Consider the following 21,342-nt stretch of genomic DNA (forward strand, 5'->3'; position numbering starts at 1 on the left):
ACAGAACGCGGGTCGTCGCGCCGTGATTGGCGCGGTCGGCAAAGGACACGAACGATGACTACGCACCGCCGCCGACTCGTTTTGACCACGGTCGCCGCCACCCTGGCGACGCTGGCGGTGCTCGGCGCGGCCGGCGGCGCGGTGGTGTTCTACGGCGGTTATTACGACGTCGCCTCCACCAAACTACACTTCCAGCCGGTCCACACGGTGCTTGAACGCGGTATGCGCGAATCGGTCCAGCACTACGCGCGCGACGTGCGCACGCCGGCGTCCGTGGCCCAGGCCAAAATCCAGGGGGCGGGGTTCAATGCCGCATCGACGCCAACGCCGGCGTTGCTGCGCGGCGCGGGCCTGTACCGCGACAACTGCGTGATCTGTCACGGCGCCCCCGGCGTCGCCCAGGACGACATCGGCAAGAGCATGCAGCCGGTGCCCGGCCCGCTGGCCGACGCCGCGCGCCGCTGGCGTCCGAACGAGCTGTATTGGATCACCCGCCATGGCATCAAGATGAGCGGCATGCCGGCCTGGGAATTCCACCTGGCCGAGGATGACCTGTGGGCGGTGGTTGGTTTTCTGGTCGCGCTGCCGGAGTTGTCGCCGCAGGCCTACGCGGCGATCACCAAACAGGCCGGCGCCCAGCCGCGCGCGCCGCGACCGCAGCGCGAGCGCGCCGACGCCGCGCGCGGGCGGCTCGCGCTAAGCCAGTACGCCTGCAACGCCTGTCATGTCATTCCCGGGGTGACAGGTCCGGAGACGTTTTTCGGTCCGCCGCTGAAGGATCTCGCGGCGCGCAAATACATCGCCGGCCACCTGCCCAATGACGCCGCCAACCTGGCGCGATGGATACGCGATCCCCGGCAAATCAACCCGCAAACGGCCATGCCGGCGATGAACGTCACCGAGTCCGACGCGCGCGACATGGCGACGTACCTGCTGGCGCGCTAGCCCCCACCCCGCAAGGCGATCCGCCCTGGGGTCGGACCCCGAGGGGTCCGACCCCGCCGCACCGGGTTAAGGTTCACACAGCCAAATGCCGCTTAACTTCCGGATCGTTCATCGTCGCCTGCGCGCCGGCGGCGACCACCTCCCCGCGCGACATCACGATGAACTGGTCCGCCAGCTCGTGCGCGAAATCGAAATACTGCTCGCACAGCAGAATCGCCATGTCCCCCCGCTGGCGCAGCAGCCGTATCACGTTGCCGATATCCTTGATGATCGACGGCTGGATACCCTCGGTGGGCTCGTCGAGGATGATCAACTTCGGCTCCGCCAGCAGCGCCCGCGCGATCGCCAACTGCTGCTGCTGGCCGCCGGACAAATCGCCGCCGCGACGGTGCAGCATATCCTTCAGCACCGGGAACAGCTCGTACACCTCGCCTTTGATCAAGCTGGCCTTCTTGCCGCTGTGCGTCGCAAGCCCCATCAGCAGATTTTCCTCCACCGTCAGCCGCGCGAAGATCTCCCGCCCCTGCGGCACGTAGGCAATGCCGGCCCGCGCGCGCTGGTGCGGCGCCAGGCGCGTGATGTCGCGCCCTTCCAGCTTGACGCTGCCGGCCGACACCGGCAACACGCCCATAAGGCACTTCAACAGTGTCGTCTTACCCACGCCGTTACGCCCCAGCAGCGCCATGCACTTGCCGCGCTCCAGCTCCAGCGACACGCCGCGCAAGGTATGCGACGAACCATAGTACTGATTGATTTTTTCAACTTGCAGCATATTCTTCAGCGTCCCAGATAGACTTCGATCACCCGCTCATCGGACTGCACCTGCGCCATCGTCCCCTGCGCCAGCACCGAACCCTCGTGCAGCACCGTCACCACGCCCTGCTGCGCGATCTCCGTCACGAACGCCATGTCATGCTCGACCACCATGATCGAATGCTTGCCGCGCAATTCGTTCAGCAGTTCGGCCGTGCGCGCGGTCTCCGCGTCGGACATGCCGGCCACCGGCTCGTCGAGCAAAATCAGCTGCGGCTCCTGCATCAGCAGCATGCCGATCTCCAGCCACTGCTTCTGGCCGTGCGACAGCAACCCGGCCAGACGCGCCTCGCTGCCGTTCAGGCGTATCAGCTTGAGGATCTCGTCGATCTTGCCGCGCTGTTCCGAGTCCAGCCGCGCGAACAGCGTGGGCCGAACGCGCTTGTCGGTCTTCATCGCCAGTTCCAGGTTCTCGAACACCGTGTGCTGCTCGAAGATGGTCGGACGCTGGAACTTGCGGCCGATGCCGGCGTGGGCGATCTGGTACTCGGTCATGCGGCTCAAGTCCATGGTCTGGCCGAAGTAGGCCGTGCCGGACGTCGGCCGCGTCTTGCCAGTGATGACGTCCATCATCGTCGTCTTGCCCGCGCCGTTAGGCCCGATGATGCAACGCAGCTCGCCGACCGATATGTCCAGGCTCAGTTTATTGAGCGCCCGGAAGCCGTCGAACGACACCGTGATCTCTTCCAGGTACAGGATCGCGCCGTGCGTCGTATCCAGTCCCGCTGCCGCGACGCGGTCATAGCTCTCGTTTCCGCTCATGCCGCCTCCTCCTTCTTGCCCCGGCGCGCCGCCAGGCCGGCGATGCCCTGCGGCAGATAGCGCGTCACCAAAATAAAGATCAACCCCAGCGCGAACAGCCACAGATCCGGGAAGGCGCCGGTGAACCAGCTCTTCAAACCATTGACCGAGAAGGCGCCGATGATGGGACCGATCAGCGTGCCGCGCCCGCCGACGGCGGCCCAGATCACCATCTCGATCGAGTTCGCCGGCGACATCTCGGAAGGATTGATGATGCCCACCTGCGGCACGTACAAGGCGCCCGCTATCCCGCACAGCACCGCCGACAGGGTCCATACGAACAGTTTGAACCACAGCGGGTTATAACCGATGAACATCAAGCGCGACTCCGAATCGCGCACCGCCTGCAGCACGCGTCCCAGCTTGGAGCGCACGATGGCGCGGCACAGCAGCAGCGAACCGGCCAGTACCGCCAGCGTCACCAGATACAGGGTCGCCTTGGTGCCGGGCGCGCTGATCGAATAGCCCAGAATGCGTTTGAAATCCGTGAAGCCGTTGTTACCGCCAAAGCCCGTGTCGTTACGGAAGAACAGCAGCATGAAGGCATACGTCATCGCCTGCGTGATGATCGAGAAGTACACACCCTTGATGCGGGAGCGGAACGCGAAGAAGCCGAACACGAAGGCCAGCACGCCGGGCACCAGCACCACCAGCGACAGGCAGTACCAGAAGCTGTCGGTCGCGGTCCAGTACCACGGGTAGGTTTTCCAGTCGAGGAAGACCATGAAGTCCGGCAGATCGCTCTGGTACACGCCATCCCTGCCGATGGCGCGCATCAGGTACATGCCGTGCGCGTAGGCGCCCAGCGCGAAGAACACGCCATGGCCCAGTGACAGGATGCCGGCGTAGCCCCACACCATGTCGAGCGCCAGCGCGGCCAGCGCGTAGCACATGAATTTGCCGATCAGGCTGACCATGTAGCTCGGCACGTGCAGCGCGTGGCCGTCCGGGAAAACCAGGTTAAGCAGCGGCAGCGCCGCCAGCACCACGCAGGTCGCCGCGATGGCGCTCCACGCCCGGCGCGAAAACAAAGAATTAGCGGTCATTCAGCACTCCTGCCTTTCATGGCGAACAGACCCTGCGGCCGCTTCTGGATAAAGATGATGATGAAGATCAGGATGGCGATCTTGGCCAGCACCGCGCCTGCCACCGGCTCGAGGAATTTGTTGGCTTCGCCCAGTCCCAGCGCGGCGATGATGGTGCCGGCCAGTTGGCCGACGCCGCCCAGCACCACCACCATGAACGAATCGACGATGTAGCTCTGGCCCAGGTCCGGCCCCACGTTTCCCAGCTGCGACAGCGCCACGCCACCGAGGCCGGCGATGCCCGAGCCCAGGCCGAAGGTCATCATGTCGATCTTGGCGGTCGACACGCCGACGCAGCCGGCCATGCGGCGGTTCTGCATCACGGCGCGCACGAACAGGCCCAGTCGCGTCTTGTTCAGGATCAGCCACACGCCCGCCACGACGATCATCGCGAAGACGATGATGGCGATGCGGTTATAGGCCAGCACCAGGTTGCCCAGCACCGTCACCCCGCCCGACATCCACGACGGATTGGCCACTTCGACGTTTTGCGCGCCGAAGATGGTGCGCACGCCCTGCATCAATATGAGGCTGATGCCCCAGGTGGCCAGCAGCGTCTCCAGCGGACGGCCATACAGCCAGCGGATCACCGTGCGTTCCATCGCCACGCCCACCGCCGCCGTCACCAGGAAGGCGGCCGGCAGCGCGGCGATCAGGTAGGCGTCCACCGCCGACGGGAAGTACTGGCGGAACGCCAGCTGGCACAGATAGGTGGTGTAGGCGCCTATCATCAGCAGCTCGCCGTGCGCCATGTTGATGATGCCCATCAGGCCGAAGGTGATGGCCAATCCCAGCGCCGTCAGCAGCAGCACGCTGCCCAGCGAGATGCCGTAGAAGACATTGCCGATAAATTCGGTGCGCGCCAGGCGGCTGTCGATGGTCGCCAGCGTGCGCGCGGCGGCCACGCGCACGCCTTCATCCGGTTCGGCCGGCGTGCCGTCGGCGTTTTTAATTAGCATCGCCTGCAGCACCGGCCGCAGGTTGGCGTTGCTGCTATCGGCCAGCGCCTCCACCGCGCCTTTGCGCTTGGCGGCGTCGGGCGATTGCAGGTTGGCGGTCGCCGCGACCAGCTGCAGCAGCGGACGGATGCCGGCGTCGGTCTCCTTGGCGAGGGCTTTTTCGATCAGCGGCGCCTGCGCCAGCGTCACGCTTTTTTGCAGCTCGGTGACGGCGGCCAGGCGTTCGGCGCGGTCGGGGGAAAGCAGTTTGAGCGCCGACAGCGCGTCGTCGATGGCGCCGCGCAGACGGTTGTTGATCATCAGGCCGTCGATCCCCTCCGGCAGCGGGCCGGTGGCGCCGCTGGCGGGATTGTAGGCCTTGTCGTCGGTGACGATCAGTATGTGACCATCGGGCGTCGCGTAGGCGTCGCCGTTTTTCATCGCCATCAACAGGCGGGTGGCGTCGTCATTGGCCAGCGCGCCGATCTTGCCGACCGCCGCGATGCGGGCGTCGGCGTCGTCGCCGGTCAATGGCGCCAGCAAGGCGCTGTCGATGGCCGCCTGTGCCGCGCCGGCGATGCACAGGCATGCTAGCAGTATTAGTTTTTTCAAGATTTTTCCAGTATGCGGAAATCGTGGAACCCGCACTGCGGCGGACAGGGGTCGGACCCAGAGGGGTCCGACCCCAGCCTCTTTGGGTTGGGTGTACGGCTCAATCCACCGTCGCTTTCTTTACAGCTTTTGCTTGCCTTCGTTACCAGGGATGTACGGGCTCCAAGGCTGGGCGCGCACCGGACCCGGCGTTTTCCACACCACGTTGAACTGGCCGTCGCCGCGGATCTCGCCGATGAACACTGGCTTATGCAAGTGGTGGTTGGTCGCGTCCATCGTCAGCGTGAAGCCCGAAGGCGCCTTGAAGCTCTGGCCGCCCATCGCCGCGATCACCTTGTCGGTGTCGGTCGACTTGGCCTTCTCCACCGCCTGCGCCCACATGTGGATGCCGACGTAGGTCGCTTCCATCGGATCGTTGGTCACCACCGTTTTCGCGTTCGGCAGTTTTTTGGCGACGGCGTAGGCCTTCCACTTCTTGATGAACTCCGCGTTGACCGGATTTTTCACCGACTCGAAGTAGTTCCAGGCCGCCAGGTGGCCCAGCAGCGGCTTGGTGTCGACGCCGCGCAGTTCCTCCTCGCCCACCGAGAACGCCACCACCGGCACGTCGGTCGCCTTCAGGCCGGCGTTGCCCAGCTCTTTGTAGAACGGCACGTTGGAGTCGCCGTTGATGGTGGAGATCACCGCCGTCTTGCCGCCGGCCGAGAACTTCTTGATGTTGGCGACGATGGTTTGGTAATCCGAATGGCCGAACGGGGTGTACACCTCGTCGATGTCGCTATCCTTCACGCCTTTGCTCTTCAAGAAGGCGCGCAGGATCTTGTTGGTGGTGCGCGGGTAGACGTAGTCGGTCCCCAGCAGCACGAAGCGCTTGGCGCCGCCGCCGTCCTTGCTCATCAGGTATTCCACCGCCGGTATCGCCTGCTGGTTCGGCGCCGCGCCGGTGTAGAAGACGTTCTTTTCCAGTTCCTCGCCCTCGTACTGCACCGGGTAGAACAACAGGCTATTCAACTCCTTGAAGACCGGCAGCACCGACTTGCGCGACACCGACGTCCAGCAGCCGAAGACCGCCGCCACCTTGTCCTGGGCGATCAGGCCGCGCGCTTTTTCGGCGAACAGCGGCCAGTTAGAGGCCGGATCGACGACCACCGCTTCCAGCTTCTTGCCCATCACGCCGCCCTTGGCGTTGATCTCATCGATGGTCATCAAGGCGACATCCTTGAGCGAGGTCTCCGAGATGGCCATGGTGCCCGACAGCGAGTGCAGGATGCCGACCTTGATGGTGTCTGCTGCATAAACATTCACACCGGCGGCCAGCATGGACGCGGCGGCGGCGATGCGGCTCAGGGAGCCGATGAAGTTGCGACGATTTTGCATGTGATAGCTCCGTAGGTGACGAGATTAGTATTGCAGCTGCAAAGTGACCGAGAACTTGTCCTGGCTGGCGACGCTGGTGACTTTGGTCTTCGAGTAGAAGGCGCTGACCTGCGCGTTGTAGCCGTCGATGATGTAGTTCACGCCGGCGTCGATCTGCTTGGTGTCGACGTTGGTATCGGCGGAGAACTTCTGCCAGTGCGCGAACGGCTGCAGCTTGCCCCAACCGGCCTTCTGCTCGAAGATGTAGGACACGCCGGCCGAATAGGCCTTGCCCTGCTCCGCCAGCACGATGTTGTCGGTGTCGTAGTCGTAGTAGGCCGCTTCCACCGCCACCGCGCCGGAACCCTTGATGCGCTTCTCCATCAGGAAGTCGACGTTGTAGGAGCTGTATTTGCCGTTCTTGGCGACGGTCAGGATGCCGTCTTTCTGATAGCGGCCCGCCACGCCGATCGACAGGATGTCGGCGTTGCCCAGGTAGTTACCGGTGCCGTAGTAGCCCGGTTCCGCGTCCCAGAAGTCGTACTGCAGGCGGCCCGCGTACATCAGCGAATCGTCGGCCTTGACGCCCGCCGCCTTGGCCTGCGACTGCGTCAGCGTACCGATGCCGAAGGTGTGGCCCTCGAAGGCGCCGAACGAGTAACCGAGCTTGCCGTCGGCGACGTTGCCCCAGACGACCACGCCGTCGTCGCGGCCGCGGAAGATGCCGCCGTTGTAGCCGTAGCGCGACGCCACGCCGGCCCAGTAGCCGCCGCCCATCGAGTAGTACGGCCCGGCCATGTTGGCACGGTCGCTCGGCGACAGCAGGCGGCCGGCCCATATATTGAGTTCGGGCGAGATGGCGAACTGGCCGGCGGCGTCGAGCACGCGGATCTTGTCGCCGTCCCACTCGGTGTTGAACATGCCCTTGATGTTCTTGTTGAGCGAGGCGCCGAAGAACAGGCGGCCGCTGTCCAGATTGAAGTCCTGCGAGCGCCCGCTGCCGTTGGGCGCGGCGTCCTCGGCGCTGGTGAAGCTCTCGCGCAGGCCGAAGCCGACGCTAACCGACTTGTCGTCGCCCATGTTGATCGTCGCGCCGGCGCAGGCAGGGTTGGATATACCCGCCGCCACCGCCGCCACCGCCGCCAGCAGCAGTTGCTGGCTTCCCCGTTTCAGACGCATCGTGTTTCCCCTTGGTTGGACTATTGTTGAACTAATGTTGCAACTTTAGTCAGCAAGGAGAACTCGGGGAATACGTCGAATGACGTAGGGCCGATTACGGCGTTCCGCCCATTCCCCCCCTACGTGATCCCATAGCACGCAATTTCGTGCACAATTACGCTTTCAGATTTTAAGAGAGCCCTATCATGACCATTTTCGCCGCCCCCGTATTCGACGCCACCGTGATTTACGAAGGCAACGAGCTGTTCAAAGGCCAGGGCGCCGCGCGCGGCTGGGCCGAGAAACTGGCCAAGGAACTGGAGTGCGAGATCGGCGTCGAAAAGATCGGCACCGGCTGGGCGCTGACCGGCACCGTCGACGGCGAGCCGTGCAAATGGGGCATCCTCGGCCAGCGTCTTAAACGCATGGAATAAAGCGTGCGCTATCGCACATCATTGCGCTGAGGCGGACGGTAGGATTACCGCTAACCTGCTCACCCGAGGACAGCAATGAAGCGCGATCTCCCAGCGGCCGTCACCCCGGCCCCCACGCCCGCCACCGACGACGCCCTGGCGGCGGCCAAATCGGCCGGCCTGCGCTACGTGCACGACTACCAGCCAGGCATCGCGCGCCGCAAGCGCGGCAAGACCTTTCACTACGTCGACGCCGACGGCCACCCGGTCAAGGACGCCGACACGCTCGCGCGCATCAAGTCGCTGGTGATCCCGCCGGCGTGGACCGACGTCTGGATCTGCAAGCAGCCGCTGGGCCACCTGCAGGCGACCGGGCGCGACGCGCGCGGGCGCAAGCAGTACCGCTACCACCCGCGCTGGCGCTCGCTGCGCGACGAATCGAAATACGAGCGCATGCTCAACTTCGGCAAGGCGCTGCCGGCCATCCGCAAGGCCGTCGACGCCGCGCTCAAGCAACCCGGGCTGCCGCGCGAAAAGGTGCTCGCGACCATCGTCTACCTGCTGGAGGCGACGATGATGCGGATCGGTAACGAGGAATATGCGCGCGAAAACAAATCCTTCGGCCTGACCACGCTGCGCGAGCGCCATGTGCGGCTCGACGGCAGCAAGGTCGAGTTCCGCTTCCGCGGCAAGAGCGGCGTCAACCACACGGTCCAGGTGCAGGACCGGCGCCTGGCCAACACCATCCGCCGCACCTTGGACCTGCCGGGCCAGGAGCTGTTCCAGTATGTCGACGACGACGGCAATCCGCACACGGTCGGCTCGGCCGACGTCAACGAGTACCTGCAATCGATCGCCGGCGAGGACTACACCGCCAAGGACTTCCGCACCTGGTCGGGCACGGTGCTGGCGGCGGTGGCGCTGCTGGAATATGAAAAATACGACTCCGAGGCGCAGGCCAAGAAGAACATCGTGCAGGCGATCGAATCGGTGGCCAAAAAACTCGGCAACACGCCGACCATTTGCCGCAAATGCTACGTGCATCCGGCGGTGATCGAGTCCTACCTCGACGGCACGATGCTGACGGCGCTGCGCCAGCGCGCCAAGGAGGAATTGAAGGAAGACCTGCACGAGCTGCGTCCCGAGGAAGCGGCGGTGCTGGCGCTGTTGCAGCAGCGTCTGCAGGCGGCCTGAGCACGGCGGAGGACGCGTCCGGCGCTCGCGCGGCACCCGCCTTCGGGGTAGAATCTACTTCCGTTGACCGCGAGCCGCCCATGCCCCCTGCCCTGCCATTTCCCATCCGCAAAGAGTGCCCGCCCGGCGCCTGCGAATGCCGGCAGAGCGAGCTGCTGGACGCGTGGGAACGCGACGACCAGACCGACATCCGCGTGCTGCGGCTGACGCGCGAGGAGGAAAAGGCATTGATCGCGCGCATCGAAGCGATCGACAGCTACGAGGCTTTGGGCCGCATCGAGCAGCGCATGCGGGAACTGCTGGGCATCCAACTGACGATCACGCCCAGCGCCAACGGCGTGCGCACCGTCATGGGTTTGCAGATCAAGCTGGCGGAGCAGCAAGGCCTGTGCCGGCGCACCCGCGAAAACATTCCCGCCGCGATCCGCCGCTGCTTCGGCCAGCATCCCGAGATCATCTACGCGCTGCTGAACGCGCGCGACCTGCTGGGCGCCGAACAAGGCTAAGGCCGGGACCGCGCGTCCCTATCGCCCGACCATTACACAAAACAATCGCCCATTCACGGAACACGCGCTCGGTAAACCTTCGCGCGCAGGATAAGCCGCGCCCTTTTTTAGCGTGATCAACGCAATGGGAAGCGATGACGACCGCTTCCTTTTTATCCGTTTAACAACGCCCCGCATTTAGACGATGACAATTCGATTCTAATATGGCAATATCATTATGATATTAAAAATTATTTAATTATTGAAGGGTCGTTGTTCTTGGCCGTTGGGATAGCTATGCCTACGATTAATGAATACTATAAGCGATTTCCGGATAAAACGGCCGAGGATGAATTAAAGGCCATTTACGCAATTCATAGCTCGCTCTTATCCACGCTACGCACGATGGAAACGGCGATCGTGCATTCCTGGTATTCCCGCAGTACTGAGGGAATTATCGCCCATGTTGCCGATGCCGTCGCACTGGCAGCCAACTGGCAACGTATGTTGGACCAGCAAATGCGAGGCTTTCTCAGTGGTTCCGTATCCATACGGGCGCCGTCTCCCATATCGATAACAAGGGCGGCGACCTGGGCCGCGCGGGCCGAAGCGGGCCGCTTTAGCAATCTCGATTCCAGACTATGGCTTGATTTGCTGCGACAGCTTGAGCCGTTGATCCTGGACGTATTGGCGCCCCCGTCCGAGCCACAGCGCGACACCCCGGAATTGTCGCCGCGCCCGCCCACCGTGCCGAGGAGCGCGCCAACCTCGGCTCCGCCAGCGTCCGATTACCTGGGCGAGGCCCTTTTCGACGCGTTGCAGTCGCCCGACCAATCCGAGCGGGAAAGGGAGCGCCGCGACAACCGTGTGGCTGATTTCGCCCTTGCCCGCATGGATGAAAACGGGCGATACAAGCTCTTGGGCAAGGCGGCGCTCGAACAAGCGCTGGCGTCCAATTCCCGTTACCGTCTACGGGTTCATATTGGATCGCCAAATCCGCGTTACAGCGCGGTGCAAGGGCCCGTGGTATCGGTCGATGAAATCCTGGGCGCGGCTCCCGACGATAAACCGCGTGCCATTGACGTCACCGTTTTTCCAAAGCGCTTTAGGCTGCGTTCACCATCGACGATAACGCTGTCACTTCCCCCTGCCGGTCCGACCAAATACGCGTATTTTGATCTGATAACACCAGAGGAAGAAGGCATTTGCGATTTGCGTATCGCACTGTATTGGCAAAACAATTTAATCCAGTCATTCACCCTGACAACGGGGGGATTGACCGGCGCAAGCGGGGAAGTTACCAAAAGTCAAGGCACAATTATTAAGATGACATCGTCCGGATTGGAATCGATTCAATCAATCCGGAACCTGCACGCCAGGGCTTTATCCATAGCGCTTAATCATGACGTCAATCCCGGCAGCCATACGGTGATGATAAAAGGAAGCAATTGGAGTCAGCAAGTCCAATTGAACTCGGCGGCCATGACGCGCTTCATGGATAACTTCCGCGCGATTTTGCAAGAGTCGGCGGAAGACCCGAATGCCAGTTTCAAATCGAGCCTGCTGAAGTTGGCGCAACTGGGCAGCAAAATCTGGGAAAGGCTCTCGCTGAACTCAGCTGACACCCGTCTCCACGATCTAAAAACCAACGCCGGAGAAACCGTCCAGTTTGTACGCCACGGCGACGCCCCCTTCCCCTGGCAGGTGGTCTACGACTATGTGCTGCCCGAGGGCGAAGACTTTCTCCGGGCCGAGGTGTGTTTGGCCGGCCAGGCGGCCAGCCCCGACTGGACGCCCGGCATGCGCGGCTGCCCGCATTGTCCCGGAAAGAATGTCGTGTGCATCGAAGGATTTTGGAGCGCGCGCCACCGTATCGAGCTCATCTCGGAGGAGTTCGGCGCCGGCGGTACGCCGGAGGGACGCTGCGTCCACACCAGCGCCCAATCGAATGGCCCGTTGGTTTTGTCCGGCATCGCCGACAACAGCTTGGCCTCCTCCGATTTTGCCCAAGCGCTGGCCAACCGTTGGGCGAACGATGTCCAGAAAATTGCCGCGCTCATACCCAGCCTCCAGGACAGACTGTGGAATCCTGGTCAAAGGCCGGCCGTGCTCCTGCTGCTCAGTCATTTGTATCCGGAAGACGACAACCGCAACGTTCCCAGCCACATGCTCGCGATCCGCCCCGAAATCGGGGAAATGCGGGTGTCGGCGCGCTGGCTTTCCCAGACCCGTAGCGCGAGCCATCCACGCTGGGAGGCACCGTACAGGCCGGTCGTGCTGCTCATGGCCTGCCAATCGGCGCGCACCCGGTTGGGTGAGCTGACCAATTTGGTGGACGCGTTCCTCGCCACCGGCGCCGCCGCCGTCGCCGGCACGGAATGGAACGTCCTGACCAGCCAGGCCGCCGCCTTTGCCACGCATTTGCTCGAGAAAACACTGGGGCGCGAATTACCGCTGGGAGAAGCGGTGCGCAGCTTCGTGATCGACGGACTTCGGAATCAAGACATTTCACCGTTTGTCTTCACGGTGTATGGCAACGCGGATTTGACAATCGGGAGAACATGATGCGGACAAGCTGCGCAAAGTACTACGCCACGATCACCATGCTGCTGACGGGCCTACCCGTGGCAGCGGTGACGTTATCGCCGCTGCAGGCGCCGCCGTACATCATGTCGACGGCGAGCGATCAAACCACTTTACCGGTTCCTCTGATTGTCCCGCCCGGAACAGCCGATGTTTGCTTGCGACTGGGCGCTGTGTCATGGAAGCAGAACAACGATAAGGTGCTGAGCGATCACTTCGACGTCAACGACAAGCTCAGCGTCAAAACCGGAGTTCCCACGCTCCTCATCAATATCAAGAACGTCCACAGTCTAAGGCCCGGCGAGTATCAACTGATCGTCGTACCGTGTGGGAAAGAGGATGCTTTCGACCCCTTTCGCCTGACGCTCACCCGCCCCGCCGTCAAGTTCGAAACCGTTGCGGGAAAAGTGACGGTCGATCGCTGGGTGGCTTTTTTTGACCGGGACGTCGCAACGCGGACGGTGCCGGCCACCATCGAACTGCGGCCGGCGGTGGACAACAAGGGCGAGCACCTCAGGGCGCTCACACTAAGACTCGAGAATCTGGTGTCGGGACAGAAGAATACCGGCGTGTGGCAGACCAGCTCGGCGCGTGACGTTGCTGTCGGCGGCCATGTCGATGTCGCGCTCGACGCCGGAACGCTACCGGTCGGTGTCACCGACGGACAATTGGCGCTCGACAGTCCCGATCTTGACAACCGCTATGTTATCCCATTGCAGTACCGAACACGCTTGCACTGGTCCTGGATCATTTGGATGGTCGCCTTGGGCATCGTTGCGGGCGTGATCAATCGGGTGGTGTTCAAGCACCGCCAGGCCTTGGCGACGGCGCGCGCGCCGGCGCTGGAAGCGCTGATCGCCTATCGCCAGCAACTCGACACGATCCCCGATACGGGATTCGCCGATGCCATTCGGGAGCCGCTTGAGAATCTTGTCAACGCGGTCAACAAGGATGACGACGCCAAGATTAACGAGGTCACGACAATCACCAAAGACGCCGTCGCCGCGGCGCTGCAAAAGTTAAATGAAGAAATAAGTTCGACGTCGAAAGCGATCGTGGACCTTCGAAACGGATACGACGTTCAATCCGCCCTGCCGGTTCAGCTTGGCGACGTGCGGGACGAAGCGCTCAAAGAGTTGCAAGAAAGCGAGCTGTTGCTGCGGGGCCGCGACCCCACACGCGCGCAGGCGCTGATCGAGGCGACCAAGCGACGCACCGACGAGGGCCTGACCAAAGCGCACGCCGAGCTTAAACTGATCGGCGACACGTTCGTCGAGCAGCTTGGCCTGGTGGCGGTCATGCTCATGCCGGCGGCGCAAACGATGCTGTCCGCCCGGCTCGTCGAATGGAGGGCGTCGCTGTCGGCGCTGTCGGGTCCATATCAAAGCGATGCTAAAACGTTTCTCCGAGCCGCCTCCGAGGTGGAGCTGAACGCGAAAGCGCTGCTGACCTGGTGCGCGGAAGAATTAGCAAAAGGCGCGGCGAAAATATCGGCGCTGGTCGACGGGCGTGCCGCAGCCGGTAGCTTGAAAACGGAGCTCGACGGGTTCTGCCAGGCCGCGGACCAACTGATATCGGCCGCGCGGTCCCTGCCCTCGCCGATATTATCCGGCCCGCTCCTCGCGCAATGGACCACGCACGTCGGACGCGCCATCGACGCGGGCAACGAACTGCTGCAAAAGCTTGCATCGCTGCGCGCGGATCACGCGCCGGACTTGAACCAACCTGGCGCGAACTGGATCGCGCTGCTTGAGGGCGTGCCCCCGCTGAACTCACAATTGAGCGCTGACACAGCGGCCGCCACGCCGGCAACGTTGCCGGCGCCGGCCCAACTATACCCCCAAGGCGGCGCCGCGAAAGTGCTTATTCCATCGTTCGACGCTTTCAAGCTGGGCAGCCTCGAAAGCGCGGTGGCGACGAACAAGCTCGCCTTGTTCAGGGCCGACCTGGGCATGGCGACGCTGGTGGCGATCCTGCTGGCCTGGGCGAGTTTCGCCTACATGGAAGACAAATTCATCGGCACCTGGGCCGAACTACTGGCCCTGTTCTTCTGGGGATTCACGGCCGACCTCAGCGCCGAAAAACTCGCCGAGCGCATCACCCCGGCAAAAGTGGGCCCGTGATCATCGGGCGCGGCGGCGCCGGTGACCGTGGCGATGTCATCCGCCGATGGCATCAAACAGTGCCGGCGGGCAGTCGCTTGCGCCCCCCGGATTATTTCATCTCAGGGGAATACAAAAAAATGAAAAATAGTCCAAAACAAGGGTTCACCTCTAGTCGAAGCGGATCAAAGTCCCGCCTCTTCGCAAAGTCGGTTTTGCTCACCACGTTGGCGGCCAGCGCGACCGGCTGCAGCGTGTTTTACAACGAAGCCCGCGACAAGCAAGGTCAAACCGCCAAAAGCGACTGGGAAAAAGTCGATCTGACATCTCAAATCAGCCTCGCCAGGAAAAACCACGCGGCCCTTCTTGCTGAGCAACTCAAGACGACGGACGAGAGAGCGGTAATCCTGCGCAACATTGCCGCCCGCGAAATGGCGATCGGCAGCGGCTCGGTCAACGATGTCTTGCTCAAGTCCATAGAAAGGGAGCTGCACAAGCTATCCGCATCGGATTCGGCAGCACAATCCTGGGTGCAATATGAAACGACAAAACAGGGCGCGGAGGCTGGGGTGGCGCTCGCTGTACAGAATTTCAAGCAATCGGGCTTTACGCCGAAACGCTGCGACGAAGCGCAACTCAATGAGGCGCCTATTGGCGAGATCCGGGATGCGGATGCGGTCAAAGGAAGGAGGCTGACTGAAATTCAGCAGGATTACGTGGCCAAATGCGCCGCGTTAAAAGATATCGGCCCGAAACCGACGCTGCCCGACGGAATGCTGGCGGCCGCCGTCGAGGCGCGCGATACCGCATCGGCGGAGGTTGACAAGGCCGACGACGATACCAAACCCGCGCGCGACGCCTTCGAGGCGGCGCTGGCCGAGTTTAACAAGGCGACGTCGGCGCAGGAGGCGAACAGCAAGGGGCTGCAGGAAAAGCTGCAGCATGCAAAGGAAAAATTGCAAAGCGCCGTAGAGAACGCGGACAAGGCAGGCGAAGTCCTGAGCGGCGCCTTCGGATCGCAGCTGCTGTCCGACGCCGAGCAAGCGTCCATCGACCGTTTTTTAGCGACGTTGACGGCCACCAAAGACGATACGTTGGCGGAACGCAGCAAAGCCGCCGATGCCATCCTCGCGATCTCGAAGTTTGCCGCTGAGACAAAAGCGGATTGGGCCGCCACCGACAAGCCCAATCTGGTGCCGCTGCTGTTGGCGAAGAACCTGGCGCAGGCCAAAGGCGATGCCGCCGCGCGGGAGATCGCGCTGCGCCGCCTGAAGCTGGATCTTCTTCAGCAGCGGGTCAACATTCAGTTGCAGCGCTATCAACGTCTTTCCTACGCAAAAGCGGCCCTGGTCGGGAAACCGGAAGTGAGGAGAGGCCGCGAAATCGACACCGCCGCGCTCCCTCCGATCAATTTGGAGGAACCGGTCAACGCCGGCTTCACGCCGGTGGGCGCCAGACCCGCCAAGACCAAAGAACTCAATGCGTGGAAAGCCCAGGTCATCGACAAGCAACGCCTGTGGGACTCGGCCACAAATTATTTGGATGACGTCGGGCGGCTCCAGCCAGCCGCCGCCAAAATTAACTTCCAGGTCGACGCGTTAGCCCACGACCGCTCGCTCTCGCTGGCCGAGTCGAATCTGGCGCTATGGACCGGCGTCATCAATTCAGTGGTAGAGCAACAGGCATCCTATGCCGCTTCCGGCATCAAACCGAGCGATATACAGGCGCTACTCAACAGCGCAACCCTTCTCTGGATAGGCAAAGGAGTCAATTGATGAACAACCATCTTCTTACTTTCGCGATCGCGTGTATCGCGCTGTCCGGCTGCGCCTCGCCACCGGTCGCTCGCGAATCGGCAAACTTCGGCGTGAGCGCCATCGGTCAGATGGAAAGCGCGCTCGGCGATTTCCGATCGAGCGAAACAGAGTCGTACAAGGCTCGGCAGGCATCGCTGATCGAACAACAACGGCAGGCGAAGAACGTACGCGCCAGCATTGCCAACAGCAGTCGCATGCGCGAGTCCGCCGGCGATTATCAAGCCCAAGCGGTCACGCTAAGATTGATCGGCAATGCCGAAGCGATGGGCAATGATGAAGCCGGGTTAATCGCCGCGAACAAACTCGATGACGCGACGATCGCCGCGCTGGCCACTCCGTTGCCAAGCACGAAGAAGGCCACCGAGGCGGCGCAGAAATCGCTGGCGGCCTTGGGCGCCGATCTGACGGCACAAGCCAAGTACGACAATCTCAAGCTATTCACGACCGCCGTCAAAACCACAGTCGACAGCAACAAAAAGAAAATTGAGGAAGCAAAAAATGCGGCTCAAGCCGGCACGGTCGCTAAATAACCCATTCAACATTCAAGGAGCATCACATGGCAAGCAATCTCGACGGTTTGTGGCTGGCTTTTTCCCACGCCTACACGGCCCTGCAAAATGAAAAGAAGTACTTTGAAAATTTGGCACAGTTTTCCATTTTGGAAGAAGACAAACTCAAGTTCTTCCGTGCCGCGTTCGAAATGGAAGACCTGCTGGCCCAAATGAAATCGACCAACCAGGCGACGATCGATAAATACAACGGCACCGCGCTGAAGGGGCCGGACGACGCAACGCTTGAGAAGGCCCAAAGTCTGGCTTCCGAATTCGCCAAGGACATCGCGGCCAACGCGAAGGCGGTGGCCATTGTTACCGACGCGACAAGTTTCATTAGACACTGGGCGGGCTTGGCATAACCGTCAACACAACGGGCGCCTGGCGCTGGCCGATGCCGTGCCGGCCAAAGCCCCACGCCCGTTCATGTGTACCCCTTTAGCAAGCTCAGTCGGTATGAAACTCGCTGGCGGTCACAAACAAATCCCACGCGGCGATGAACATCGCCGCGACCACCGGGCCGATGACGAAACCGTTCAGCCCGAACAACGCCATGCCGCCGACCGTCGATAACAGCACCACGTAATCGGGCATCTTGGTGTCCTGCCCGACCAGCACCGGCCGCAGGAAGTTGTCGACCAGGCCGATCACAAACACGCCGAACGCCGCCAGCGTCACGCCCTGCCACACCGCGCCCGTGGCGAGGAAATAGATCGCGACCGGGGCCCAGACGATGGCCGCGCCAACGGCCGGCAGCAGCGACAGGAAGGCCATCAACACGCCCCACAGCACCGGCGCGCGCACGTCCAGGAACCAAAAAATCAGGCCGCCCAGCGCGCCCTGGGCGATGGCGACCAGGATGTTGCCCTTCACCGTCGCGCGGATCACGGTGGTGAAATTCTGGAACAGGCGCTGCTTGTATTTACGGCTCAGCGGCACGGCTTCCTTGATGCGCTTGGACAACTTGTCGCCGTCGCGCAGCAGGAAAAACAGCAAGTACAGCAAAATACACAGGCTGGTCAGGAAATCGAATGTGTACAGGCCGGCATTGATCGCCCGCTTGGCCACTTCCTGGCTCACTTGCGAGGCGGCGTCGGTGAGCTTGTCCTGCAGGTTGGCCAGGCTGGTCAGATGGAACTTATCGAGCAGGCCCACCAGCCAGTTCGGCAAAGCGGCCATGATCTTGTTAAAGAAGCCCGCCACGGAAATGTCGCCGGAACGCACCATGTCCACGACCGAGGCGGCCTGGTTGACGATCGACACCGACACCAGCGTCAGCGGCAGGATGACGATCACGACAATCAGCAGCAAGGTCAAAATCGACGCCAGGTTGGCCTTGTTGCGGGTGCGCTGCAGCAGCCAGCGGTAGATCGGCGCGAACAGGATCGCCAGCACCACGCCCCAGAATATCGCCCCGCCGTACGGCGCGAGTATCCATCCGAAGCCGATGGTGACGATGGCCAGCAGGGCCAGGAAGATTTTTTGCTGAAACGAAAACGGTTGCATGGGAGATCGCGTGTTAGTCAAGTTGCATCATCATAAACGATGCATGCCCCACTGCCCCGCACGCATGTGGCAACACGCCGGGCGATCTCAATCGTCGTCGTTGGGGTCGAGGTCTGGGAACATGACGTCGGTGAAGCCGAACTTGGAGAAGTCGGTGATGCGCATCGGGTACAGCACGCCGAGCAGGTGGTCGACCTCGTGCTGCACCACGCGCGCGTGGAAGCCGTCGACGTCGCGCGCGATCGGCTGGTTGAACTGGTCGACGCCTTCATAACGCAGTTTGGTCCAGCGCGGCACGCTGCCGCGCAGCCCGGGCACCGACAAACAGCCTTCGAAGCCGTCTTCCTTTTCGTCCGACAGCGGCGTCAGAACGGGATTGATCAATACCGTTTCCGGCACCTGCGGCGCGTCCGGATAGCGCACATTTTGCTTGAAGCCGTAGATCACCAGCTGCAGGTTGACGCCGATCTGCGGCGCCGCCAGGCCGGCGCCATTGGCCGCGTGCATGGTGTCGAACATGTCGGCGATCAGCTGCTTCATTTCCGGCGTGCCGAATTCGGTCACCGGTTCGGCCACGCGCAGCAGGCGCGGATCGCCCATCTTGAGGATTTCACGTACGGTCATGTCGCCACCTTATTTACTGTTTCGCCAGCAGTTCCTGCAGGCCCGCCTCGTCGAGGATGGTCACTTCCAGTTCCTGCGCCTTGGCCAGTTTGCTGCCGGCGTCGGCGCCCGCCACCAGATAGTGCGTCTTCTTCGACACCGATCCGGAAACCTTGCCGCCCTGCGCCTCGATCATCGCGGCGGCCTGGTCGCGGCTCAGGGTCGGCAGCGTCCCGGTCAGCACGAAGGTCTTGCCGGTCAGCGGACCTTCGGCCGCTTCCTCCGGCAGTTGCGCCAGCAGGTCTTCGCGCAGTTGGTGCAGCGACGCGACCAGTTCACGGTTGCCCGGCTCCGCCATCCATTCCGTCAGCGCGTCGCCGACGGCGGCCGGCAGCCCGAATACGGTGAAGATCGGCAGGTTGGCCATCGCCTTCAAGTTCATGCCCTGGTCCACCAGCTGCTTGCTGCGCGGTTCGGTCAGTTTCGGGATCGCCAGCGCGGCCATCAGCTTGACGGTGTCGAGCTTCTCGCGCAGCTTGGCGCTGGGCGGATGCTCGCCTTTCGGCGTCACGCCGGCGGCCAGCAGCGCGTCGATGGCTTCCTGGTTTTTCGGCTCGGCGAAGAATTCGGCGATCGACAGCGCCACCGTGCCGCCGATATCGGGCAGCACGCGCAGCAGCGCGGCCGGCACGCGGCGTATCAAGTCGAAGCGCCCCAGCCACTCGGCCAAGGTCTTGGCGGTCGATTCGCCCACGTGGCGGATGCCGAGCGCGAACAGCAGACGCTCCAGCGGCGGGTTCTTGCTGGCGGCGATGGCCTCCAGCAGATTGTCCGCCCACTTGGTGGCGATCTTGCCCTTGACGACAGTCTCCGGCGTGGTGCCATCGCGTTCGTCGGCCAGGCGCTTCATCTCCAGCAGGTCTTCGAGCTTGAGCGAATACAGGTCGGCCACGCGCTGCACCTTGCCCCATTCGACCAGGCTGTCGATGTAGCGGTCGCCCAAGCCTTCGATGTCCATCATCTTGCGGCCGGCGAAGTGGCGGATCGCCTCCTTGCGCTGGGCCGAACAGAACAAACCGCCGGAGCAGCGGGCGATGGCCTCGCCCTCCTCGCGCACCACGTGCGAGCCGCACACCGGGCAGGTTTTCGGCAGCTCGTACATCGCCGGTTCCGGCGTCGGGCGGCGCTCCAGCACCACGGCCAGCACTTCCGGGATGACGTCGCCGGCGCGGCGCACGATCACCGTGTCGCCGACGCGCACGTCCTTGCGGCGCACCTCGTCTTCGTTATGCAAGGTGGCGTTGGTGACGTTGACGCCGCCGACGAACACGGACGCCAGCCGCGCCACCGGCGTGATGGCGCCGGTGCGGCCCACCTGCACCTCGATCGCCTGCACGGTGGTCAGCGCCTCCTCGGCCGGAAACTTGTGCGCCAGCGCGAAACGCGGGGCGCGCGAGACGAAGCCCAAGGTGCGCTGGTCCTGCAGCAGATTGGTTTTGTAGACCACGCCGTCGATTTCGTACGGCATGGTCGGACGCGCTTCGCCGATCTGTTTGTAGTATTCCATCAGGCCGTCGTAGCCGCGCACCACCTTGCCCTCCTTGGCCACCGGCAGGCCGAGCGTGCGGTACCAGTCCAGCAAGGCGGAATGCGATGGCGGCATCTCGGCGCCCTCCAGCAGGCCGACGCCGTAGCAGAAGAAACTGAGCTTGCGCGCGGAGGTGATGCGCGAATCGAGTTGGCGCAGGCTGCCCGCCGCCGCGTTGCGCGGGTTGACGAACTCCTTCTGCCCCGCCTCGCGCTGGCGCGCGTTCATGGCGTCGAAATCGGCTTTGAACATCAGCACTTCGCCGCGCACATCGAGGATGGCGGGCGGATTGGACGTCTTCAAACGCAGCGGGATGGTGCGGATGGTGCGGATATTGGCCGTCACGTCCTCGCCGGTGTAGCCGTCGCCGCGCGTGGCCGCTTGCACCAGTACGCCGTTTTCGTAGCGCAGGTTGATGGCCAGGCCGTCGTATTTGACCTCGGCCGCGTATTCGACGGCGCCGGCCGCGTCCAGGCCTTCGCGCACGCGGCGGTCGAAGTTCTCGACATCCTCGTCGGCGAAGCCGTTATTGAGCGACAGCATGGGCACCGAATGGGTGACCTGGTCGAACTGCGGCAGCGGCGCCGCGCCAACGCGCTTGGTCGGCGAGTCGGCCAGCGCCAGCTCCGGGTGCTCCAGCTCGAGCGCCTGCAGCTCCATGAACAGCTTGTCGTACTCCGCGTCCGGGATGGTGGGCGCGTCTTCCACATGATAGGCGTGCAGGTGCCGGTTCAGCTCAGCGCTCAACGATTCGATACGCGCCTTGTAATCCACTTCAGTCATTGCCACTTC

Annotated in this window: 18 protein-coding genes; 9 read left to right on the forward strand and 9 right to left on the reverse strand. The window is 62.8% G+C overall.

The window, feature by feature from the left end; all coding sequences use genetic code 11:
- The first annotated feature begins 54 nt into the window (after positions 1–54).
- On the forward strand, positions 55–945 hold the full coding sequence (locus tag JOD97_RS05555; RefSeq protein WP_209714072.1) for a c-type cytochrome: 891 nt from the start codon (positions 55–57) through the stop codon (positions 943–945).
- Between the two features lie 73 nt (positions 946–1,018).
- Here JOD97_RS05555 and urtE read toward each other — a convergent pair whose 3' ends face one another.
- The 6 genes from urtE to JOD97_RS05585 form a co-directional block, all read right to left on the reverse strand.
- Complete coding sequence (gene urtE / locus JOD97_RS05560; RefSeq protein WP_209714074.1) at positions 1,019–1,717, reverse strand: urea ABC transporter ATP-binding subunit UrtE; 699 nt, start codon at positions 1,715–1,717, stop codon at positions 1,019–1,021.
- A gap of 5 nt (positions 1,718–1,722) precedes the next feature.
- Positions 1,723–2,520 (reverse strand): urea ABC transporter ATP-binding protein UrtD, encoded by a 798-nt coding sequence (urtD, locus tag JOD97_RS05565; RefSeq protein WP_209714076.1) that lies wholly within the window; start codon positions 2,518–2,520, stop codon positions 1,723–1,725.
- The gene (urtC, locus tag JOD97_RS05570) at positions 2,517–3,605 is read right to left on the reverse strand and encodes an urea ABC transporter permease subunit UrtC (RefSeq protein WP_209714078.1); all 1,089 of its coding nucleotides are present in this window, start codon (positions 3,603–3,605) and stop codon (positions 2,517–2,519) included. The genes urtD and urtC overlap by 4 nt, the downstream gene beginning before the upstream one ends.
- Positions 3,602–5,194: an urea ABC transporter permease subunit UrtB gene (urtB, locus tag JOD97_RS05575; protein ID WP_209714080.1), complete on the reverse strand. Its 1,593-nt coding sequence runs from the start codon at positions 5,192–5,194 to the stop codon at positions 3,602–3,604. The genes urtC and urtB overlap by 4 nt, the downstream gene beginning before the upstream one ends.
- Positions 5,195–5,314: 120 nt before the next feature.
- Positions 5,315–6,514 carry an urea ABC transporter substrate-binding protein gene (gene urtA, locus JOD97_RS05580; RefSeq protein ID WP_209717224.1) on the reverse strand — a complete coding sequence of 400 codons (1,200 nt, stop codon included), beginning with the start codon at positions 6,512–6,514 and terminating at the stop codon, positions 5,315–5,317.
- Positions 6,515–6,595: 81 nt separating this feature from the next.
- Positions 6,596–7,729: a porin gene (locus tag JOD97_RS05585; RefSeq protein WP_229264191.1), complete on the reverse strand. Its 1,134-nt coding sequence runs from the start codon at positions 7,727–7,729 to the stop codon at positions 6,596–6,598.
- A 185-nt stretch (positions 7,730–7,914) separates the two neighbouring features.
- Between JOD97_RS05585 and JOD97_RS05590 the strand changes: the two genes are divergently transcribed.
- The 8 genes from JOD97_RS05590 to JOD97_RS05625 all read left to right on the forward strand — a co-directional run bounded on the left by JOD97_RS05590 (position 7,915) and on the right by JOD97_RS05625 (position 17,215).
- Entirely contained in the window at positions 7,915–8,142 is a 228-nt protein-coding gene (locus tag JOD97_RS05590) for a hypothetical protein (protein WP_209714082.1), read from the forward strand.
- Positions 8,143–8,217: 75 nt separating this feature from the next.
- Positions 8,218–9,315: a DNA topoisomerase IB gene (locus JOD97_RS05595; RefSeq protein WP_209714084.1), complete on the forward strand. Its 1,098-nt coding sequence runs from the start codon at positions 8,218–8,220 to the stop codon at positions 9,313–9,315.
- An 80-nt stretch (positions 9,316–9,395) separates the two neighbouring features.
- Entirely contained in the window at positions 9,396–9,821 is a 426-nt protein-coding gene (locus JOD97_RS05600; RefSeq protein ID WP_209714086.1) for a hypothetical protein, read from the forward strand.
- 276 nt (positions 9,822–10,097) lie between these two features.
- The gene (locus JOD97_RS05605; RefSeq protein ID WP_209714088.1) at positions 10,098–12,365 is read left to right on the forward strand and encodes a CHAT domain-containing protein; all 2,268 of its coding nucleotides are present in this window, start codon (positions 10,098–10,100) and stop codon (positions 12,363–12,365) included.
- Complete coding sequence (locus tag JOD97_RS05610) at positions 12,362–14,506, forward strand: hypothetical protein (RefSeq protein WP_209714090.1); 2,145 nt, start codon at positions 12,362–12,364, stop codon at positions 14,504–14,506. Before JOD97_RS05605 ends, JOD97_RS05610 begins: the two co-directional genes overlap by 4 nt.
- Positions 14,503–16,260: a hypothetical protein gene (locus JOD97_RS05615; RefSeq protein ID WP_209714092.1), complete on the forward strand. Its 1,758-nt coding sequence runs from the start codon at positions 14,503–14,505 to the stop codon at positions 16,258–16,260. Before JOD97_RS05610 ends, JOD97_RS05615 begins: the two co-directional genes overlap by 4 nt.
- Positions 16,260–16,832 carry a hypothetical protein gene (locus JOD97_RS05620; protein WP_209714094.1) on the forward strand — a complete coding sequence of 191 codons (573 nt, stop codon included), beginning with the start codon at positions 16,260–16,262 and terminating at the stop codon, positions 16,830–16,832. The genes JOD97_RS05615 and JOD97_RS05620 overlap by 1 nt, the downstream gene beginning before the upstream one ends.
- A gap of 26 nt (positions 16,833–16,858) precedes the next feature.
- Positions 16,859–17,215, forward strand: coding sequence for a hypothetical protein (locus JOD97_RS05625; protein ID WP_209714096.1), 357 nt, complete (start codon positions 16,859–16,861; stop codon positions 17,213–17,215).
- 85 nt (positions 17,216–17,300) lie between these two features.
- Here JOD97_RS05625 and JOD97_RS05630 read toward each other — a convergent pair whose 3' ends face one another.
- From JOD97_RS05630 to ligA, 3 genes are all read right to left on the reverse strand, one after another.
- Positions 17,301–18,359: an AI-2E family transporter gene (locus JOD97_RS05630; protein WP_209714100.1), complete on the reverse strand. Its 1,059-nt coding sequence runs from the start codon at positions 18,357–18,359 to the stop codon at positions 17,301–17,303.
- Between the two features lie 87 nt (positions 18,360–18,446).
- On the reverse strand, positions 18,447–18,983 hold the full coding sequence (def, locus tag JOD97_RS05635) for a peptide deformylase (protein WP_209714103.1): 537 nt from the start codon (positions 18,981–18,983) through the stop codon (positions 18,447–18,449).
- A gap of 13 nt (positions 18,984–18,996) precedes the next feature.
- Positions 18,997–21,333 (reverse strand): NAD-dependent DNA ligase LigA, encoded by a 2,337-nt coding sequence (gene ligA / locus JOD97_RS05640; protein ID WP_209714105.1) that lies wholly within the window; start codon positions 21,331–21,333, stop codon positions 18,997–18,999.
- Between the last annotated feature and the right edge of the window lie 9 nt (positions 21,334–21,342).

It is taken from the genome of Duganella sp. 1411, assembly GCF_017833525.1.
GTDB lineage: Bacteria > Pseudomonadota > Gammaproteobacteria > Burkholderiales > Burkholderiaceae_D > Rugamonas.